At 61.6% G+C, this 15,442-nt stretch carries 15 protein-coding genes and 1 pseudogene; 5 read left to right on the plus strand and 11 right to left on the minus strand.

The window, feature by feature from the left end; translation table 11 throughout:
- Positions 1–48 precede the first annotated feature (48 nt).
- Positions 49–819, plus strand: a complete 771-nt coding sequence (locus tag DY201_RS25710; RefSeq protein WP_115734159.1) for a CPBP family intramembrane glutamic endopeptidase — start codon at positions 49–51, stop codon at positions 817–819.
- A 1,432-nt stretch (positions 820–2,251) separates the two neighbouring features.
- Here the strand turns inward: DY201_RS25710 and DY201_RS25715 are convergent.
- The gene (locus tag DY201_RS25715) at positions 2,252–2,650 is read right to left on the minus strand and encodes an RrF2 family transcriptional regulator (protein ID WP_115734160.1); all 399 of its coding nucleotides are present in this window, start codon (positions 2,648–2,650) and stop codon (positions 2,252–2,254) included.
- 103 nt (positions 2,651–2,753) lie between these two features.
- Between DY201_RS25715 and DY201_RS25720 the strand changes: the two genes are divergently transcribed.
- The 3 genes from DY201_RS25720 to DY201_RS25730 all read left to right on the plus strand — a co-directional run bounded on the left by DY201_RS25720 (position 2,754) and on the right by DY201_RS25730 (position 4,586).
- Positions 2,754–3,035 (plus strand): hypothetical protein, encoded by a 282-nt coding sequence (locus DY201_RS25720; protein ID WP_131922400.1) that lies wholly within the window; start codon positions 2,754–2,756, stop codon positions 3,033–3,035.
- A gap of 499 nt (positions 3,036–3,534) precedes the next feature.
- Positions 3,535–3,999, plus strand: a complete 465-nt coding sequence (locus DY201_RS25725; RefSeq protein WP_115734162.1) for a mobile mystery protein A — start codon at positions 3,535–3,537, stop codon at positions 3,997–3,999.
- Positions 3,996–4,586 carry a mobile mystery protein B gene (locus DY201_RS25730; protein WP_115734163.1) on the plus strand — a complete coding sequence of 197 codons (591 nt, stop codon included), beginning with the start codon at positions 3,996–3,998 and terminating at the stop codon, positions 4,584–4,586. The genes DY201_RS25725 and DY201_RS25730 overlap by 4 nt, the downstream gene beginning before the upstream one ends.
- 369 nt (positions 4,587–4,955) lie before the next feature.
- On the opposite strand, the pseudogene DY201_RS25735 reads toward DY201_RS25730, so the two are convergent.
- From DY201_RS25735 to DY201_RS25745, 3 genes and pseudogenes are all read right to left on the minus strand, one after another.
- A pseudogene (locus tag DY201_RS25735) lies at positions 4,956–5,267 on the minus strand (transposase); the annotation flags it as partial.
- Between the two features lie 222 nt (positions 5,268–5,489).
- On the minus strand, positions 5,490–5,921 hold the full coding sequence (locus DY201_RS25740) for an RrF2 family transcriptional regulator (RefSeq protein WP_115734164.1): 432 nt from the start codon (positions 5,919–5,921) through the stop codon (positions 5,490–5,492).
- A 46-nt stretch (positions 5,922–5,967) separates the two neighbouring features.
- The gene (locus tag DY201_RS25745; RefSeq protein WP_115734165.1) at positions 5,968–6,432 is read right to left on the minus strand and encodes a group III truncated hemoglobin; all 465 of its coding nucleotides are present in this window, start codon (positions 6,430–6,432) and stop codon (positions 5,968–5,970) included.
- A gap of 143 nt (positions 6,433–6,575) precedes the next feature.
- Here DY201_RS25745 and DY201_RS28835 point away from each other — a divergent pair, with 143 nt between their 5' ends.
- The gene (locus DY201_RS28835) at positions 6,576–6,848 is read left to right on the plus strand and encodes a DUF6522 family protein (RefSeq protein WP_131922398.1); all 273 of its coding nucleotides are present in this window, start codon (positions 6,576–6,578) and stop codon (positions 6,846–6,848) included.
- 463 nt (positions 6,849–7,311) lie between these two features.
- On the opposite strand, the gene DY201_RS25750 is transcribed toward DY201_RS28835, so the two are convergent.
- The 7 genes from DY201_RS25750 to DY201_RS25780 all read right to left on the minus strand — a co-directional run bounded on the left by DY201_RS25750 (position 7,312) and on the right by DY201_RS25780 (position 15,351).
- Positions 7,312–8,112, minus strand: a complete 801-nt coding sequence (locus DY201_RS25750) for an SDR family NAD(P)-dependent oxidoreductase (RefSeq protein ID WP_115734166.1) — start codon at positions 8,110–8,112, stop codon at positions 7,312–7,314.
- Positions 8,109–8,552 (minus strand): Zn-ribbon domain-containing OB-fold protein, encoded by a 444-nt coding sequence (locus DY201_RS25755; RefSeq protein WP_115734167.1) that lies wholly within the window; start codon positions 8,550–8,552, stop codon positions 8,109–8,111. Before DY201_RS25755 ends, DY201_RS25750 begins: the two co-directional genes overlap by 4 nt.
- The gene (locus tag DY201_RS25760) at positions 8,549–9,727 is read right to left on the minus strand and encodes a thiolase family protein (RefSeq protein ID WP_115734168.1); all 1,179 of its coding nucleotides are present in this window, start codon (positions 9,725–9,727) and stop codon (positions 8,549–8,551) included. The genes DY201_RS25755 and DY201_RS25760 overlap by 4 nt, the downstream gene beginning before the upstream one ends.
- Before the next feature lies 1 nt (position 9,728).
- Positions 9,729–11,783: a CaiB/BaiF CoA transferase family protein gene (locus DY201_RS25765; protein WP_115734169.1), complete on the minus strand. Its 2,055-nt coding sequence runs from the start codon at positions 11,781–11,783 to the stop codon at positions 9,729–9,731.
- Positions 11,784–11,819: 36 nt separating this feature from the next.
- The gene (locus DY201_RS25770) at positions 11,820–12,617 is read right to left on the minus strand and encodes an enoyl-CoA hydratase-related protein (protein ID WP_115734170.1); all 798 of its coding nucleotides are present in this window, start codon (positions 12,615–12,617) and stop codon (positions 11,820–11,822) included.
- Positions 12,618–12,686: 69 nt separating this feature from the next.
- Positions 12,687–14,180, minus strand: a complete 1,494-nt coding sequence (locus tag DY201_RS25775; RefSeq protein ID WP_115734171.1) for an AMP-binding protein — start codon at positions 14,178–14,180, stop codon at positions 12,687–12,689.
- 10 nt (positions 14,181–14,190) lie between these two features.
- On the minus strand, positions 14,191–15,351 hold the full coding sequence (locus DY201_RS25780; RefSeq protein WP_115734172.1) for an acetyl-CoA acetyltransferase: 1,161 nt from the start codon (positions 15,349–15,351) through the stop codon (positions 14,191–14,193).
- Positions 15,352–15,442 lie beyond the last annotated feature (91 nt).

Below are 15,442 nucleotides of genomic sequence, written 5' to 3' on the forward strand. Positions count from 1 at the left end.
GCCGGAGGAGCTTAGCTTTCTTGGTCATGCGCAACAGGGGTCAACGGTATGGTGACGCAGATTTCGAGGCGCCCGCTCGTCAGCTTTTTCGCGCTCGCCTTCGCGCTGACATGGCTGTTGTTCCTGCCGTGGATGGCGACCGGTGGCGAGGGCATACCTTGGTTCACTTTCGGCCCAGCGCTCGCCGGCTTCGCCATCGCGGCGCTGACTGAAGGCTGGGTGGGGGTGAGGCGGATCCTGGCCGCGATCGGGCGTTGGCGGGTGGCACCCGTCTGGTACTTGGTAGCGATCGGGCTGCCGCTTGCATTGCAGCTTGCGGCAGTGCTCGTAATCCCCATGTTCGGTGCGGCGCCGCCCAATTGGAGCTTGGTCCCACCGTTCGGCGAGATCGTCGCCTGGGTAGCGATTTTCCTGGTGTTCAGCGGCCCGCTCGGTGAGGAGCCGGGCTGGCGCGGTTATGCGCTCCCAAAAATGCTCGAGCGGCAGGGGGCACTGGCGGCGAGCCTAATGTTGGGCGTGCTCTGGGCAGCGTGGCACCTGCCGCTCGGGCTGGTGGGTGACCTGACAGTCTACGGTTCGATCCACGCGGTACTCGCCGCAGTGGTATTCACCTGGCTCTGGCAGAACACCGGCAGCGCGCTGTTGGCGATCCTGATGCACGCCTCGCACCAAAATAGCGTGCGCTACCTTGGTCGGGTCTACGAGGGTGCCGACCAAGTGCAGCACCAGTGGATCGCCGTCGCACTGTGGGCGCTTGTCGCGCTGGCGATCGTCGCAATCCACGGCCGGGAGCGCTTCGCGCCGAAGTCCGCAGCCTGAGGCTGCGCGCGGCAAGATTCGAAGCCGGTCGTTCGTCGAACGGTCGCCCTGGGCGGGGTGACCGCTGGAGCGGGTGCAGAGCTAGACCGGCAGCAGGGCGGATTTGGATCAATCTGATGTGCGTCCTAAGTTCACCCCCGCGAAAGCGACAACTGCGCCCGCGGCAACATCCTGCAGAGAGTAGGAAATCATCAGCGGGCGCAAAGTGCCAACGACCGCAGGCATGATGGGCAGCATGACTTCCCGGTGTTGACGGCAGCATGCTGCGGCGAGGATGCCCGTTCCCAGTCCGATTGTGTGGCGCTCCCTGTTTCAACCTCGTGGCTGGTTCGCCATGTCCGGTATCCGTGCACTTGGCGCCGGGATGTCTGCTTTCGCGGTCTGTCGACCGCAAGCCGCCAGTCCGGTCACGGCCCCTTGGTAGCCCAAACGGCTCCCACAACGCCAGTTGAGCGCTCAAACCGGCGAGGGGTCTGCAAACTGCGCCTGCTATGGGATGTCGTAAGTGGTTACGTGAGGCATCGCCCCGTATGGCGCTCTCAACCTTGCCAGCTCAAGCGCGTGCCTTCGAGCTGCTATTGATTGGGCTTTGGCGGATTCTCGAAAGGATCCGGAAGCATGAAAGCGACCACACGAAGTGCAGTCGACAGCCAAATACTCACCGGTCGTAGCGGGCCCCTTCTTGGCCCCATTTCTACAAATCGGGCAGACAATCTTGCCTGGTGCCATTTCATGGTTCCCCCGAGATCAAATGACAGCAAAACAGATATGGCGATCACCAGCAAGCCGTCCAGGTGCCGAGGCTCGAGCCTGGCTCTGCTCGCACGGCCGGCCTATTGGCGCGAGCAGCCTGCCGGGGAAAGAAGTGCGCTCGGTCTATTTGCTTGGAATGACCATTTATGGGCATCTCAAAACAACTTGGTGACGCGTGACGTTAGTGGGCGTCCAGTCGATGTTGCTCATCGGCGGAACAAAGCTCGAACTGTTCAACGCCCAGCATCATGATGGTGTAGGAGACTTCGTTCGGGGTCCAACCTGCCTTTATGGCCAGGTCCATCAAGCCTTGGATCGACGGCTCTAATGCGAGGCGACAGTCAGAGGAATAGAAGGGGTGAGTGCTCGCACGAGTAGGCGAATTGATTACGGCTTTCCTCATTTGCCTCCCTCAGTGGTCCCCCGCCCCCTGAACGAACTGTGCGAATAGGCGGGAGGCGCCCGAAAGTCTAGGGACAAATGGCCTCCTGCAGGGCTGAGCCTCACGTGGACACCGCCCGGTCACGGGTCCTCCCCGGGCCAAATGCAGTGAGGGTAGGGCAGGTCGCCGTCGGTCACGTGCTCGGCGTGCAGCGAACGAAATCGGGCGTACCGCCGCCGGTCGCAACGGCCAACACGGGGCTCCGCCATCACTGGCACTGCCCATGTCAGCACGTCGCTAGGCGCGGGATTTGTCACCCAGGAAATCGGTGGGCTTCAGCGCGATGTCGGCGAGCGTGTACCGATCAAGGGTGCTCTGGAACGACGACAGCGCGTCGTGCAGCATGGTGGAAAGTTTGCAGCACCGTGTGATTGTGCACTGGTTCCCGGTAGCGAAGCACTCAACCAGTGCGAAATCCGGCTCTGTCAACCGGATGACGTCGCCGATCCGGATGTCTTCTGGCCGGCGACCGAGTTTCAACCCACCAGACCTGCCGCGAACCGCGACAAGATAGCCAGCGCGGGTCAGCGTGTTGGCCACCTTGTTGAGATGCGTTTTCGACACACCGAAGGCGCGCGCTGTCTCTTCGATGGTGAACAGCTGATCCCCCGCGACCCCCGCGCCCTGATACAGCAGGGGCCGAACATCGGCGTGTGCATGTCAGCTATCACCAGACGGGACGCGGCTGGCGGAACATGTTTGCGGAGCCATCATAGACACAGGCGCGGAAGCTTCCTGCGTGTCGCCCGATATGTTCGCCAAGCTGGCCGGTGGCGTTCAGGGCTTGCGCAACATAGCGCATGTATACGGCAACGTGACCGGCGAGAGCACCGTTCGGGCAAACGCTTCATGGATGCCGGAGGTCGCCTTTGAGCGCGAGTTTTCACTTCTGGAGCACCTTGCTCCTTACGGTGTCCTTATCGGCCGTGACATTTTGTGCGAATGCCGCTTCTACCTCGACATAAAGTCCGCTTATTTTTGCCTTTGCACGCCCAAAGCGAGCAAGGCTGATCAATCATAGCCGCCCGACTGCGCCGCTTCGATCCGAATTCAACGCAATTACAAGAGTATAGCAGTTCTCAGTTTCATCTCGTCCGGCGCGCCACTTCTCTCAAAACTATGAACGCCGCACGCGCCGTTTCCCCCTTGGAAGCGGCTACGAGCGTTCGCAGAAATTCCGATTTCGTCCCAGTGATGCGAACCTTGTCGTCAGCGAAGTCGACGCGCCGCGTCAGGGCGCGGATCTAAAGTCACAGTTCGTCTCGGCGGTCGCGCCGCTGTCGGTGCCGCAGGGATCGTCCTTGGTGGGCTGAGCATCCCTTCGACAGCTCGTTGAGGGATCTGCCGTCGGCCCCAGTCACTCGGTGGGCGATTGCAGGCATCGCGCTCCGCGCCATTAGCCGTACGTTGCTCATATATGTATGAGCCTGATTTGGCAAACTGCTCATACATGAGTGAGCGGGATAAATTGCTCTGCTCACATATGTATGTTATCTTGCGTCCGAATAGGACACCTATATATGAGCGAAAAGCAATCCAGGCTCGCCAGAAAGAACCTTGATAAGCGGCTTTCTCCCTTGAGAGCCGAGCGCATTGTGGCGCCATCGCGTGGCTGGACCAAAGCCATTCGGGAGGCCCTGGGCATGACAACACGCCAGCTCGCCGAGCGCATGGGCGTGGCCCCCTCCCGGGTGACGGCTATCGAGAAAGCGGAAGCCACGGGCGCGATCACCCTAAAAACCTTACGCTCGACAGCCGAAGCGCTCGACTGTCAGTTCGTCTATGCTTTTGTCCCGACCAAGCCCCTCGACGACATTCTCTACGATCAGGCCGAGCGCAAAGTGAGGAACGAACTTGCGCATCTCAATCACACGATGCGTCTCGAAAACCAGGCGGTGAACGTGGAGGACCTTGAAGGGCAAAAGCGCCGCATCGTGGCGGACTACCTCGCGTACTTTTCGCGGAAGCTGTGGGACAAGGAATGAGCGATCCGCTTTTTGAGGGTGACGACGACGGGAACACGCCGCTCGAACCCGAGGAGCGGGAACAGCTCATTCCTTCCTACATCACGACGCGCGACGAGTTGAACGAGGCGGAGCTTGCCAACATCGCCGACGCCGTTCGCTGGGTCGGGCGGCGAAAGCGCAAGGTGCTCGACCAAGGCTTCCTGAACGAGCTGCACAAGCAGATGTATGGCGATGTGTGGAAGTGGGCCGGCACGTATCGCACGACGGCGCACAATATCGGCATCGATGCCTATCGTATTCCGGTCGAATATTATCGGGCGATCGACGACGCGAAATATTGGGTCGAGCACTCGACGTTTCCGGCGGATGAAATCGCGATCCGTTTCAGCAACCGAGTCGTTGCGATCCATCCCTATCCCAACGGGAATGGCCGCTTCTCGCGCATGATCGGCGACCTGCTTGCGATCGAACTCGGTCAGCCGCAGTTCACCTGGGGCCAAATCAATCTCGTCGATCCGTCCGCAACCCGAAAGGAGTATATCGCGGCGCTCAAAGCCGCCGACGCAGGCGACTACGCCCCCTTGCTGGCGTTCGCTCGCTCGTGAAGCCCACGGATCATTGATGCTCAGTTGCCATTCCGGATAGAGCGAGTTTTCCGGTTCGCTCTGGCCCTGCGCGATCATTGCAGATTGATGCCGGCCAGCGCGGCAGGAAGCTGGCGCAGATAGGCCGCCGACGCGCCGACCAGGCTGGCGAGCTGGCCGAAACTCCAATGAAGCCGCCTCACGCGGCAAGCCGACGCTCTTCCTCGGCCTCGTTTGCGGACTCTCCGACAGCTTTGGTGAGGAAGAGATCTAGATCCTAACGCTCGCCTATGTTGCGACAGGGTCTCGGCGGGCGCGCACATCCTGAACGACTGGTGACCTTCTTGCTTGTTTTCGCAATAGGCCACGCTCCCATCGGGATAGGTGGCTGAACTCGTCGATGGCGAGCGTCATCACCTGCTGCCGCTCGGCGCTATCACGGCGATAGTCCTTGTAGCGGAAGGTGACGTTGGCCTCGTCGAAGGCGATCAGCCGGCGGTTTGAGATCGCCACTCGGTGGGTATAGCGCGACAGGTAGGCCAGCACCGCTTCCGGCCCGGCGAAAGGCGCCCTGGCGTAGACCACCCAGGGCTTCTTCCGGACCGACGACAGGTGCCGCACGAATGCTCGCTGCTCGGCCAAGTGCGCCAGCGATCCGAAGAAGGCGAGCCGCCCGGCTTCGTGCAGCGCGACCAGCCGGGAGGCGCCCGAAAGTCTAGGGACAAATGGCCTCCTGCAGGGCTGATCCTCACGTAGACACCGCCCGGTCACGGGTCCTCCCCGGGCTAAATGCAGTGAGGGTAGGGCAGGTCGCCGTCGGTCTCGTGCTCGGCGTGCAGCGAACGAAATCGGACGTACCGCCGCCGGTCGCAACGGCCAACACGGGGCTCCGCCATCACTGGCACTGCCCATGTCGGCACGTCGCTAGGCGCGGGATTTGTCACCCAGGAAATCGGTGGGCATCAGCGCGATGTCGGCGAGCGTGTACCGATCAAGGGTGCTCTGGAACGACGACAGCGCGTCGTGCAGCATGGTGGAAAGTTTGCAGCACCGTGTGATTGTGCACTGGTTCCCGGTAGCGAAGCACTCAACCAGTGCGAAATCCGGCTCTGTCAACCGGATGACGTCGCCGATCCGGATGTCTTCTGGCCGGCGACCGAGTTTCAACCCACCAGACCTGCCGCGAACCGCGACAAGATAGCCAGCGCGGGTCAGCGTGTTGGCCACCTTGTTGAGATGCGTTTTCGACACACCGAAGGCGCGCGCTGTCTCTTCGATGGTGAACAGCTGATCCCCCGCCGACGCCGCGAACATGAGCATTCTGAGCGTGTAGTCGGAAAAATTCGTCAGTCGCATTTCGATCCAATCTCACCGCATGCCTGCTTGCCGGATGTCCGGCAGCTTACAGGCTTTCGGCCGTGATCGGCTCTACGGTCAAGGTGCTTTCACCGCGATTGTGGGCCAACGCAAGGCGGAAGGAATGCGCGATACGCAAAGCCCGTTCCATGAACAGGGCCGCGATCTCCGGCGGACAGAGATTGTTGACGGTTGCGCGAAACAGACTAAGCCATCGCCGGAAATGCTGTTCGCCCAGGCCAGGAAGGGTCAGGTGTGGTGGTAGTGGGCGGCCGTCGTAACGGCCGGTGCGAAGCATCAAGGATGACCAGAAGTCGCACATTTTCGTCAGATGTGGTGGCCAGTCATGCAGCGCAATCGCCTTGTTGAACAGCGGTGCGAGCAGGGCGTCGCTCCGGATCTCGGCGTAGAAGCCATGAACCACGTCGCGGATCATCTGCTCATCCAGCTGTCCGGGCAGCACGCGACCGTCGATGACGATCGTTGTCTTACGTTTTGTGTCTTCGCTCATGCCGGGCTCCCGCCGTCAGCGAGCCTGGTGCGGCCCTTTGTCGTTCGTTTTTGACGTCTGTTCAGGCTTCACGATGCAGATTAAAACATATATCGTCAATATATGTTTATGTCGCACAGCGTCGCCGCGATGAAGGAAAACGGATGAAGCTCGAGCCTGACCAGAGCGGAGACTATGTCCTGGAGCCAAGGTTCCTGGCGCAGCGGCTTTCCATTGAAGAGAACGAACTTCAACGACAAATGCGCCTCGGCCTCGTAACCAGCAGGGTGGAATTCGGTATCGACGGCGACAAGGGCCGAAAGCGCCTGACCGTGCGCAATCGAAACTCGGTCTGGCGTGCCGTCGTCGATGCTGACAACCGCATCGTCAGTGAGGAGTCCTTCGAATTGGGACAAGCTTCGGCGGTGGCAAACTGACACCACCAATCTCATCCGCAGCGACTATCTAAGTCCGTTCACCTAGCAGCAGGAAATGAAATTATGAACGATCAAGATTCTGGCAGTACTCTCTTGCCAATGCTGGTCGCTGGCCTGGTGCTGGTGACTGTGGGCTATGCGGTGATCATGATGTTCGTGTGAACCTCATCGGAAAGGCCCATTATCTGACATCTGAGCGCCCAAGCTGTCGGTCTCCTGTCGGCCCCAGGACAGATATCTTCGGTGACGTACGCCAATCGCGGGCCCGCCGCCGATGCCAAGCCCCGGCACCTCCCGGAACTTCTGGATCAAAGGGCACCCGTCAAGCGGGCGGGGTGAATGGTCTCAAGACTTGGATTTTCGCCAACCAGCTGAGCGAGCTTCGCGGGCGGATGTCACTCGCAGTATGACACCCACCCTGTTGGTCGTACGATCACCGGCAAAGTCTTTTTGAGCTAAGTGGCTACCAATGCGTCAGTCCACCGTCCACAGCGATCGTCTGACCCGTGATAAATGTCGCCGCCTCGCTTGAAAGGAAGAGCACGAGACCGACCAGGTCCATCGGCACCTCCTCGCGCGGGATGCACTGGGCTGCGATCAGGCGGGCTTTGCCTTCTTCAGTCAACGTCTCGCGCGGAACTTCAGTGAAAGTGCCACCCGGTTGCACCGCATTCACCGTGATTCCGTGGGCACCCAATTCGCGGGCCATCGCATTGGTCATGCCGATCAGCGCTGATTTGGAGGTGACGTAGTGGAGGTAGTTTCGGACACCCAACGGAACAGAGCCCGAAGTGATGTTAATGATCCGGCCCCAGTTCCTTTCGCGCATGTAGGGGGAGACAGCTCGCGCGGTCAGATAACAGCCTGTGATGTTCACGCGCATCACGCGCTCCCACTCGTCCAGCGGAATCTCCTCGAAAGGTTTCATTTTCAGGCTGGTAAATATGCCGGCGTTGTTCACGAGGACGTCCACGCGCCCAAAAGTGCGGGTGGCCTCTTTGACCATCTCGTCGACCGATGCGGCATCACCGACATCGGTGTGGATTGCAAGGGCTGAGCCACCAGCGGCGACAATCTCCTTCTGGACTGCGCGAGCGCGGTCGATGTTGGCCTCGGCGATTACGGCGTGGGCGCCCGCGGCGGCGAACTGACGAGCATATTCGCGACCGATTCCTTGACCCGCGCCGGTGACGATCGCCACCCTGCCGGTGACGTCGAAGTTTCGGCCGTAGGGCAGGGTGGATAGGGGAAGGATTTGGTTCACTTGCGTTCTCCGTGGGTTGAAAGGGTGTTGTCGTCAGCTGGTCGCCACTGGCAGATGCGACCAATCTTGCCGTCGTCGAATTGGGCGTTCTCGAATTCTGCCAGGACCGAGGCTCCAATTTCCGGTGGTTCACTCGTGCCTATGAGGTTGCCCACCAGAAGTGGCCCCTCTTCAGTTGCGACACTTACAACCGCATAGGGGGCGGGCAGGGCGGGAAAGTAGCTGCGATGAAAGACCGTCCAAGTGACGATCCGCCCGCGCCCGGACAGGAGGCGCCATTCGGCCTTGGCGCTTCCGCAGTCGGCGCAGGCGGGTGCCGGTGGATAGCGGAAGCGGTTGCAGGCCATACAGCATTGCAGGCGCAGTTCACCCTTGGCGGCATAATCCCAGTAAGCGCACTCCAGCGGGTCTTTGCGAGGCGAGGGGCGTACAATCGTCATGCACCCCTCCGGTAAAGCAGGGTTGCAGCCTTGCCTGCGACATCCGACAGATACTGCACATGACGTAGCCTCGATATCTGCCGCCCGCCCGCCATGCCGCGTAACTGGCGCACGGCTTCGACCTGGTGGTTCCATCCCTGCATGTAGCTTTCCCCCAGCATGCCGCCGCCGCTGTTGACCGGCAGCGCGCCTCCCGGACGCAGCCGGCCCGCGCGGACCAGGCCGGCCGCCTCGCCAGGTCGGCAGAACCCGAAACCCTCCAAGGCGACGGGGACATGGATCGAAAAGCTGTCATAGATTTGAACTGAGCCCACATCCTCGGGGCCGGTAGCCGACATTTCTGCTACGGCAGCAGCAGCTTCGCGGTGGGCGGTATGGTATCGGTCGATCAGCCTGGGGCGCAGGCTCGTTGCATCGCGGTTCAGATCGTAGCGACCGAAGCCGGCCACGGTGACGACCGGCCGCGCCAGCCGGCGTGCGCGATCGGCAGTAGTGACGATCAGCGCCACGCCCCCGTCGTTTATCAGGCAATAGTCATCGCGGCGAAGCGGCTCGCAAACATGAGGGCTCTCCAGATACTCTGCAACCGTTAGCGGGCGCCGCCGGATCGCACCGGGATTCAGCGCCGCGAAATCTCGGATGCCGGCGACGACCGCCCCCAGATCCTCTGCGGTGAAGCCGGTCTCCGCCATGTATCGGCTGGCCATCATAGCGTAGAGCGAGCCCTGAGATGTCAGCCCCCAAGGCGCGTATTGCACATAGGCCAGAAAGCGATCGCCCCCCATGGCCTGCGGGCCGCCATAGGCGGTTGCAGCGCTGCGCTGGTTATTGCCGTAGACGAGTGCAATACATTCTGCCAGTCCCGCATGAATTGCCAGGACTGCCTGCATCACCGCGTTGACAGCATCGGCCTGGGCAGCAAAACCAACATCAAGGCCCAGGACCTCGCCCGTGCGTTCCAACGACAGTGGCGGGCCGGCAATCAGTCCATCGATATCTCCCCTTGAAAGATCTGCGTCGTCGAGTGCGCGGTGGAAGGCGCTGGCGGCCAGCTGATAGGCGTCGAAACTTGCGCCGTTGCGGCTCGCTTCGGCGTCGCGGGCGTAGTCGGTTTCGCCGATGCCGGCGACGGCGGCAATGTCGGAGAGAACTGCAAGCCTATGGTGGTCGCGCATCTCAGACCTCCGCCCGAACAGGTGCGAGGTTGAGTTCCGACCGCAGTCCCGGATCGACCCAGTCAAGGCGTGGCATCGCCAGCTTCGTCCGCGCCGGCGTGGACATAAGCTTCAATGGCGAGCCGAGCACTTTCCAGGAGCTCCCGTCATGTGTCGGAACATCGACTAGAAGGCCACGCGCCGCAGTTTGTGAGGCGGCTTCGACCTCCGATACGGTCAAGACAGGCGCAGCAGGGATGCCGCGTTTGCTGCACAGTTTCAATGCTTCGTCTCGGCCCATGGCAGAGACGTCGATCACGCTTTCCGCAGCAATCCAGCCGTCTCTGCAAGGCAGGATGCGCGTGGTCGATGGGCCGCTGTCGAAGGCAGCCTGCGTCGCCCAGACCGTGCAGTCCTGCATGGCGATGTCCATCGCCACACCTTCCCCAGTACGGTCTCGGTGTCGCAATGCGGCCAGGATGCCCAAGAGGCCAAACTGCCCGCCCAATTGATCCGAGATCGAAATGCCTATCTTGGTCGGCATGCCGTCAACGGTCGTGGCGGCCATGGCCCCGGAGAGTGCCTGAACCACAGTGTCCAAAGCCGGGCGGCCGGGCCAGGCGCTGTCCTGCCCGAAACCGCTCACCGAACAATGCACGATGGACGGCTTGCGTGTCCTTATCGCCTTCGCGCCAAAGCCTAGCCTGGCCAGGGATCCCGGCTTGAGGTTCTCGATCACGACGTCGGCGCTGTCGATCAGCCGCCACAGGATAGCGGCATCCTCGGGCTGGCGCAGGTCCAGCACGATCCCGCGCTTGTCGGTATTCGAAAGCGCAAAGACATAGGACTGTCCGTCCCCGGCCCGCAGTGGCGTATTGGCGCGGTTGGAATCGCCCGTTGGCGGCTCCACCTTGATCACTTCAGCACCGAGTGCCCCCAACTGACGGCAGGCGAGTGGGGCGACCGTGTTCATCCCGATCTCGATGATACGAATATCGCTCAGCGCAGGCGTTCGGGGATCGATGGGCGGCACGGATGCAGCGGAGGTGGCGCCCCCCGGGGCAAGCACCTTGCCAACTGAAGGGGCGGCATGGCCGATTGCGCGAATAGGATTCCTGACCAGCAGTGCTCCATCCTCAGCCTGGACCAGAGTGTCGCGATGCAGCAGGTTGGGGTCGGACAAAAGGCTTTCCAGACTGTGGATCGGCCCGCAGGGGATACCCGCTGCACCGACCAGATTCACGATGCCGGCCACATCATGGCGTCCCGTCCATTCTGCAATGACGCGGTCGAGCTTTGCGCTGTTTTCGAACCGTGCGGTAGTGGTGGCAAAGGCAGGCTTGAAGGCAAGCTCGGGCTGTCTCATCACCTCACACAGCCGTTGCCACTGGTCGTTTGTCGGCGCGCAGATCAGCACCCAGCCATCCTGTCCGCGATAAGCGTTCCATGGGGCGAGGGTAGGATGCCGGTTGCCGGCACGACTGGCGGGCCGGCCAGTGAAGACCAGCGGAAGGAAGGTCAGAAGCGCATTAACCGCCACGTCGTAAAGCGCCATGTCGATGCGCTGACCGCGACCGCTCGTATCGCGGTGACGGATGGCGGCCAGGATTGCCGAGGCAGCATAGACAGCGGTTTCCATGCCGACGAATGGCGCGCCGGAAAGGCATGGCGCTCCATCGGGCCGGCCAGTCGTGTCAGCCACCCCCGCCACCGCCTGCACGAGCGCCTCGCTGTCAGTGCGCCCGGCCAAGGGGCCAGTCGCGCCGTAGGCCGTGATGTCGCATAGAATGGCCGTTTCGGGTACCGCGATCGTCATAGGCTCGACGTCGGGGGAGGAGAGGATTACGTCGGATTCTGAAGCTATGCGCGGGATATGGTCGTCTTCGCAGCGGATCGGGATCTTCCCCGCAACCCTCCGGCTGCGGCCCGGGTAGGCGAGGTCGTCTTCGACCACGTAGACTTGCGCGCCGAGCGAGGCCAGGAGACTGCCACAGGTTGCAAGTTCGGGCCGTCCGGAAAGTTCCAGGACCGTCAGGCCTGCAAGTGGCAGATAGGGGCGGGCAGGATCAGATGTCATCTTGAGGTATCCCTGGTCACAAGCTGAACCCAAGGCTCAGCTGCCGCGATACATGTTGCCGGCGAAGTCGGGCTTGCGCTTTTCGCGCAACGCATTGCCGCCCTCCTTTGCCTCGTCTGTGCCGAAGTAGAGGGCCAATGCGGAGAAGGCGAGTTGCCCGATCCCTCGGATGTTCTCGCTGTCGGCATTGAACGACCGCTTGGCGATTGCAATTGCTGTCGGGCTGCGATCGTTGATCTCGCGGCACCACTTGTCGACCTCCCCGTCCAGCTGGTCGTTGGCGACGACCGCGTTGATCAACCCCATGGCCAGCGCCTCCCGCGCGCTGTATCGGCGGCAGAGGTACCAGAACTCACGTGCTCGTTTTTCACCAACGGTGCGAGCCAGGAAGGCAGTGCCGAAGCCCGGATCCACAGATCCCATTTTCGGTCCGACTTGCCCAAACTCCGCATTTTCGGCGGCGATGGCCAGATCGCACAAGGTAACCAGCACGTTGCCCGAGCCCACGGCATAGCCGCGGACCTTGGCGATAACGGGCTTGGGCACATCGCGAATTGCGGTTTGAAGTTCTTCAATCCCGTTGCCGAGGATGCCTATGCCGTTGTCGACGCGATCAGCCTTCTTCTCGTCCTTGTCGCCGCCGATGCCGAAGGCCCGGGTGCCAGCGCCGGTTAGAACGATCACACCCACATCCCGGTCCCACCCGGCGCGGCGGATAGCATCGGTCAGTTCGTAGTAGGTGCGACGGGTGAAAGCGTTGAGGCGGTCGGGTCGATTGACGGTTATCGTCGCGGTGCGGTCTCGCACGTCGAACAAAATATCAGTGTACTCCATGAAGGCGCTCCTTATTTGTACGGACATTTATGCGGTCATGTGTGTCGGTGGAAATCGGGGAACTCGGACTCAGGACACCATTCGCCGCAGTTCGGTCTTCAGGATCTTGCCGTAATTGTTCTTGGGCAGGTCTGGCAGGCGAACGTAACGCTTGGGTCGCTTGAATCGGGCGATGCTGTCGCAGCAGAGCCGGTCCAGTTCTTTTTCGAGATTTGGCACTTCGCCTTCGGCAACGATTATCGCCACGACGATTTCTCCCCATTCCGGGTCCGGCAGGCCGATGACCGAAGCTTCGCGGATGTCCGGATGCGTCAACAGCACCTCTTCGACTTCGCGTGGGTAGATGTTGGATCCCCCCGAAATGATCACGTCCTTCGATCGATCCGTCAGCGTCAGATAACCCGCAGCGTTCATTTCGCCGATGTCGCCGGTCAGCAGCCAGCCGTTGCGCAGGCTCCCGGCGCCGGCGACGTCGTCGTTCCAGTAGCCTTGCATGACGGTCGGCCCGCGCACCTCGATTTCGCCTGGGGTTCCTGGAGGCACTAGCTCTCCGTCCAACGTCACGCGGACATCCACGACTGAATGCGGACGACCGACCGTAGCAATCTGAGGGCCAGGCTCATTGAAGCTGCCATGATCGGATGTCGTCAGCACGGTAATGGTCATCGGCGTCTCGCCCTGCCCATATATCTGCGTAAAGCGTGGCCCCAGAACCTGCATCGCCTTGGCGAGGTCGGCCTGATACATTGGGCCGCCGCCATAGATGACTGTTTTGAGGCCCTGTCCGTCGCCTGCACCCTGGAGGACTGCCTCGGTCATCCGGTGTACCATTGTGGGTGCTGCAAACAATGATGCCCTATCCAGCGAGCAGGCCAATTCCAGCACTTCCGCCCCGTCAAAACCGCCGGATAGGGGGACGCAATGGCGGGCTCCGCGCAGCACGTGAACAAGGCTGTAGAGCCCCGCACCGTGTGACAACGGCGCGGCATAGATCATGCAGTCGTCATGCTGAACGTCGTCGACGTCGGCCAGATAGGCCAGCGACATTGCGACCAGGTTTCCATGGCTGAGCATGGCGCCCTTGGGCGTCCCCGTCGTACCAGAGGTGTAGAATATCCAGGCGAGGTCGTCCTGACCACGCGGCTGTGGCGAAGGCCTGGCTTGTGACGAGCCAGCGATGGCCGCTTGCCGGATGTCCAGCACCTCCACTGATACGACTGCAGCCAGAAGAGTGCTGTGGTCTGCGTCGGAAAGCACGATGTGGCTTTCCGAATGCTGCACGATCCAGGCCGCCTCATGGGGGTGCAGCTTCGCGTTCACGGGTACGGCTATGCCGCCGGCCCACCAGACGGCAAAAAGGCCGATCAGATAGTCGGGATGGTTGCCCATCCAGATCGCGACACGGTCGCCCGGCGCCACCCCCCTGTCCTCAAGCAAGCGGGCCAGGCGAGCGGCGCGAGCGGCAAAGCCCTGGTAGGTCTCCACCTGCCGATTGCCGTGCAGTAGGGCTGTGTGGTCGGGCCGGGTCAGAGCTGATCGATGCAGCCAGTTAGCAAGATTCATCGGTCGCGTCCTATCTGGCTTCCAGAAGGCTGACGTAGTTCGCCACCGCGAGCCCACCCATGTTGAAGATCCCGGCCCTGTCGGCGCGCTGCAACTGCATAGCTGATGGAGCTTCTCCGGTGAGCTGCATTGCCGCCATCACGTGCATCGATACGCCGGTCGCGCCGATAGGATGCCCCTTGGCCTTAAGTCCACCGGATCGATTAATTGGAAGTCGTCCGTCAGCCTCGGTAAGCCCGCTGGCCACCACGTCTGCGCCTCGCCCGTAAGGGGCCAGGCCCATGGCTTCGTATTGCAACAGCTCCGCAATGGTGAAGCAGTCATGGGTTTCGACGAACGACAGGTCATCGATCCGCCAGTCCGCACGGCTCAGAGCCCGGCCCCAGGCTTCGCGGCAGCCCTCCATGAGCAGCGGATCGCGGCGGGCGGCCGGCATGAATTCCTGCGCATGAGCGGTGGCGGCAATCTTGACGGCCCGCTGCCCGTCATGCGCGGTATCCAGGCTGAGGACGAGCGCCGCCGCACCGTCGGAGACGGGCGAGCAGTCCGTGCGACGTAGAGGGCCGGCAACCAGGGGATTGTCTGGACTTGTCGTGCGGCAGAATTCGAGGCCCAGATCCTTTTGCAGGTGGGCCAGCGGGTTGCCTGCGCCGTTGCGATGATTCTTGGCGGCAATTGCAGCCAGCGCGTCGGATTTGTCGCCGTGACGCTTGAAATATGCCAGGGCCACCTGACCGAATAGCCCCGCAAAACCGCCCTCGGTTTCGCCCTCTTCCTTCAGGTAGGCTGCGCGCAGGAGGTTACGACCGACTTCCGGACCAGGTGTGTCGCTCATACGTTCGGCGCCGACGACCAGTACCTTGCGCGCCTCGCCCGACTTAATGGCGCGAATGCCCGCATGAACCGCCGCGGAACCGGAGGCGCATGCGTTCTCGACCCGGGTCGCCGGGCGAAAGCGCAATGCCGGGTCTGCCTGGAGAACAAGCGCTGCCGTGAAGTCCTGCGTCGAGAAACCTGCGTTGAAATGCCCAAGCACGATCTCGTCGATTTCTTCCGCCGGCAGCTGTGCATGGACCAGCGCGGCTGTTGCAGCTTCGACAATCAGTTCTTCAAGGCTGGACCGGCTTTTGCCGAAGCGGGTGTGGCCCCAGCCGATGATGTCGACGTTCATGTTGCTGTTCTCCTCATGGCTCTTCTATAATGTTCGGACATTTGGATTGACAAGTGTTTTTTTATGACCGAGCATTCGTGGCATTCAATTT

Source organism: Aminobacter aminovorans (genome assembly GCF_900445235.1).
Classification (GTDB): Bacteria; Pseudomonadota; Alphaproteobacteria; order Rhizobiales; family Rhizobiaceae; genus Aminobacter; species Aminobacter aminovorans.

What these genes read in the sequence shown, in the direction of transcription:
- DY201_RS25710 (WP_115734159.1), top strand. Translation starts at nt 49, where the DNA reads ATGGTGACGCAGATTTCGAGGCGCCCGCTCGTCAGCTTTTTCGCGCTC.
- DY201_RS25725 (WP_115734162.1), top strand. Translation starts at nt 3,535, where the DNA reads ATGAGCGAAAAGCAATCCAGGCTCGCCAGAAAGAACCTTGATAAGCGG.
- DY201_RS25730 (WP_115734163.1), top strand. Translation starts at nt 3,996, where the DNA reads ATGAGCGATCCGCTTTTTGAGGGTGACGACGACGGGAACACGCCGCTC.
- DY201_RS25740 (WP_115734164.1), bottom strand. Translation starts at nt 5,921, where the DNA reads ATGCGACTGACGAATTTTTCCGACTACACGCTCAGAATGCTCATGTTC.
- DY201_RS25745 (WP_115734165.1), bottom strand. Translation starts at nt 6,432, where the DNA reads ATGAGCGAAGACACAAAACGTAAGACAACGATCGTCATCGACGGTCGC.
- DY201_RS28835 (WP_131922398.1), top strand. Translation starts at nt 6,576, where the DNA reads ATGAAGCTCGAGCCTGACCAGAGCGGAGACTATGTCCTGGAGCCAAGG.
- DY201_RS25755 (WP_115734167.1), bottom strand. Translation starts at nt 8,552, where the DNA reads ATGACGATTGTACGCCCCTCGCCTCGCAAAGACCCGCTGGAGTGCGCT.
- DY201_RS25760 (WP_115734168.1), bottom strand. Translation starts at nt 9,727, where the DNA reads ATGCGCGACCACCATAGGCTTGCAGTTCTCTCCGACATTGCCGCCGTC.
- DY201_RS25765 (WP_115734169.1), bottom strand. Translation starts at nt 11,783, where the DNA reads ATGACATCTGATCCTGCCCGCCCCTATCTGCCACTTGCAGGCCTGACG.
- DY201_RS25770 (WP_115734170.1), bottom strand. Translation starts at nt 12,617, where the DNA reads ATGGAGTACACTGATATTTTGTTCGACGTGCGAGACCGCACCGCGACG.
- DY201_RS25775 (WP_115734171.1), bottom strand. Translation starts at nt 14,180, where the DNA reads ATGAATCTTGCTAACTGGCTGCATCGATCAGCTCTGACCCGGCCCGAC.
- DY201_RS25780 (WP_115734172.1), bottom strand. Translation starts at nt 15,351, where the DNA reads ATGAACGTCGACATCATCGGCTGGGGCCACACCCGCTTCGGCAAAAGC.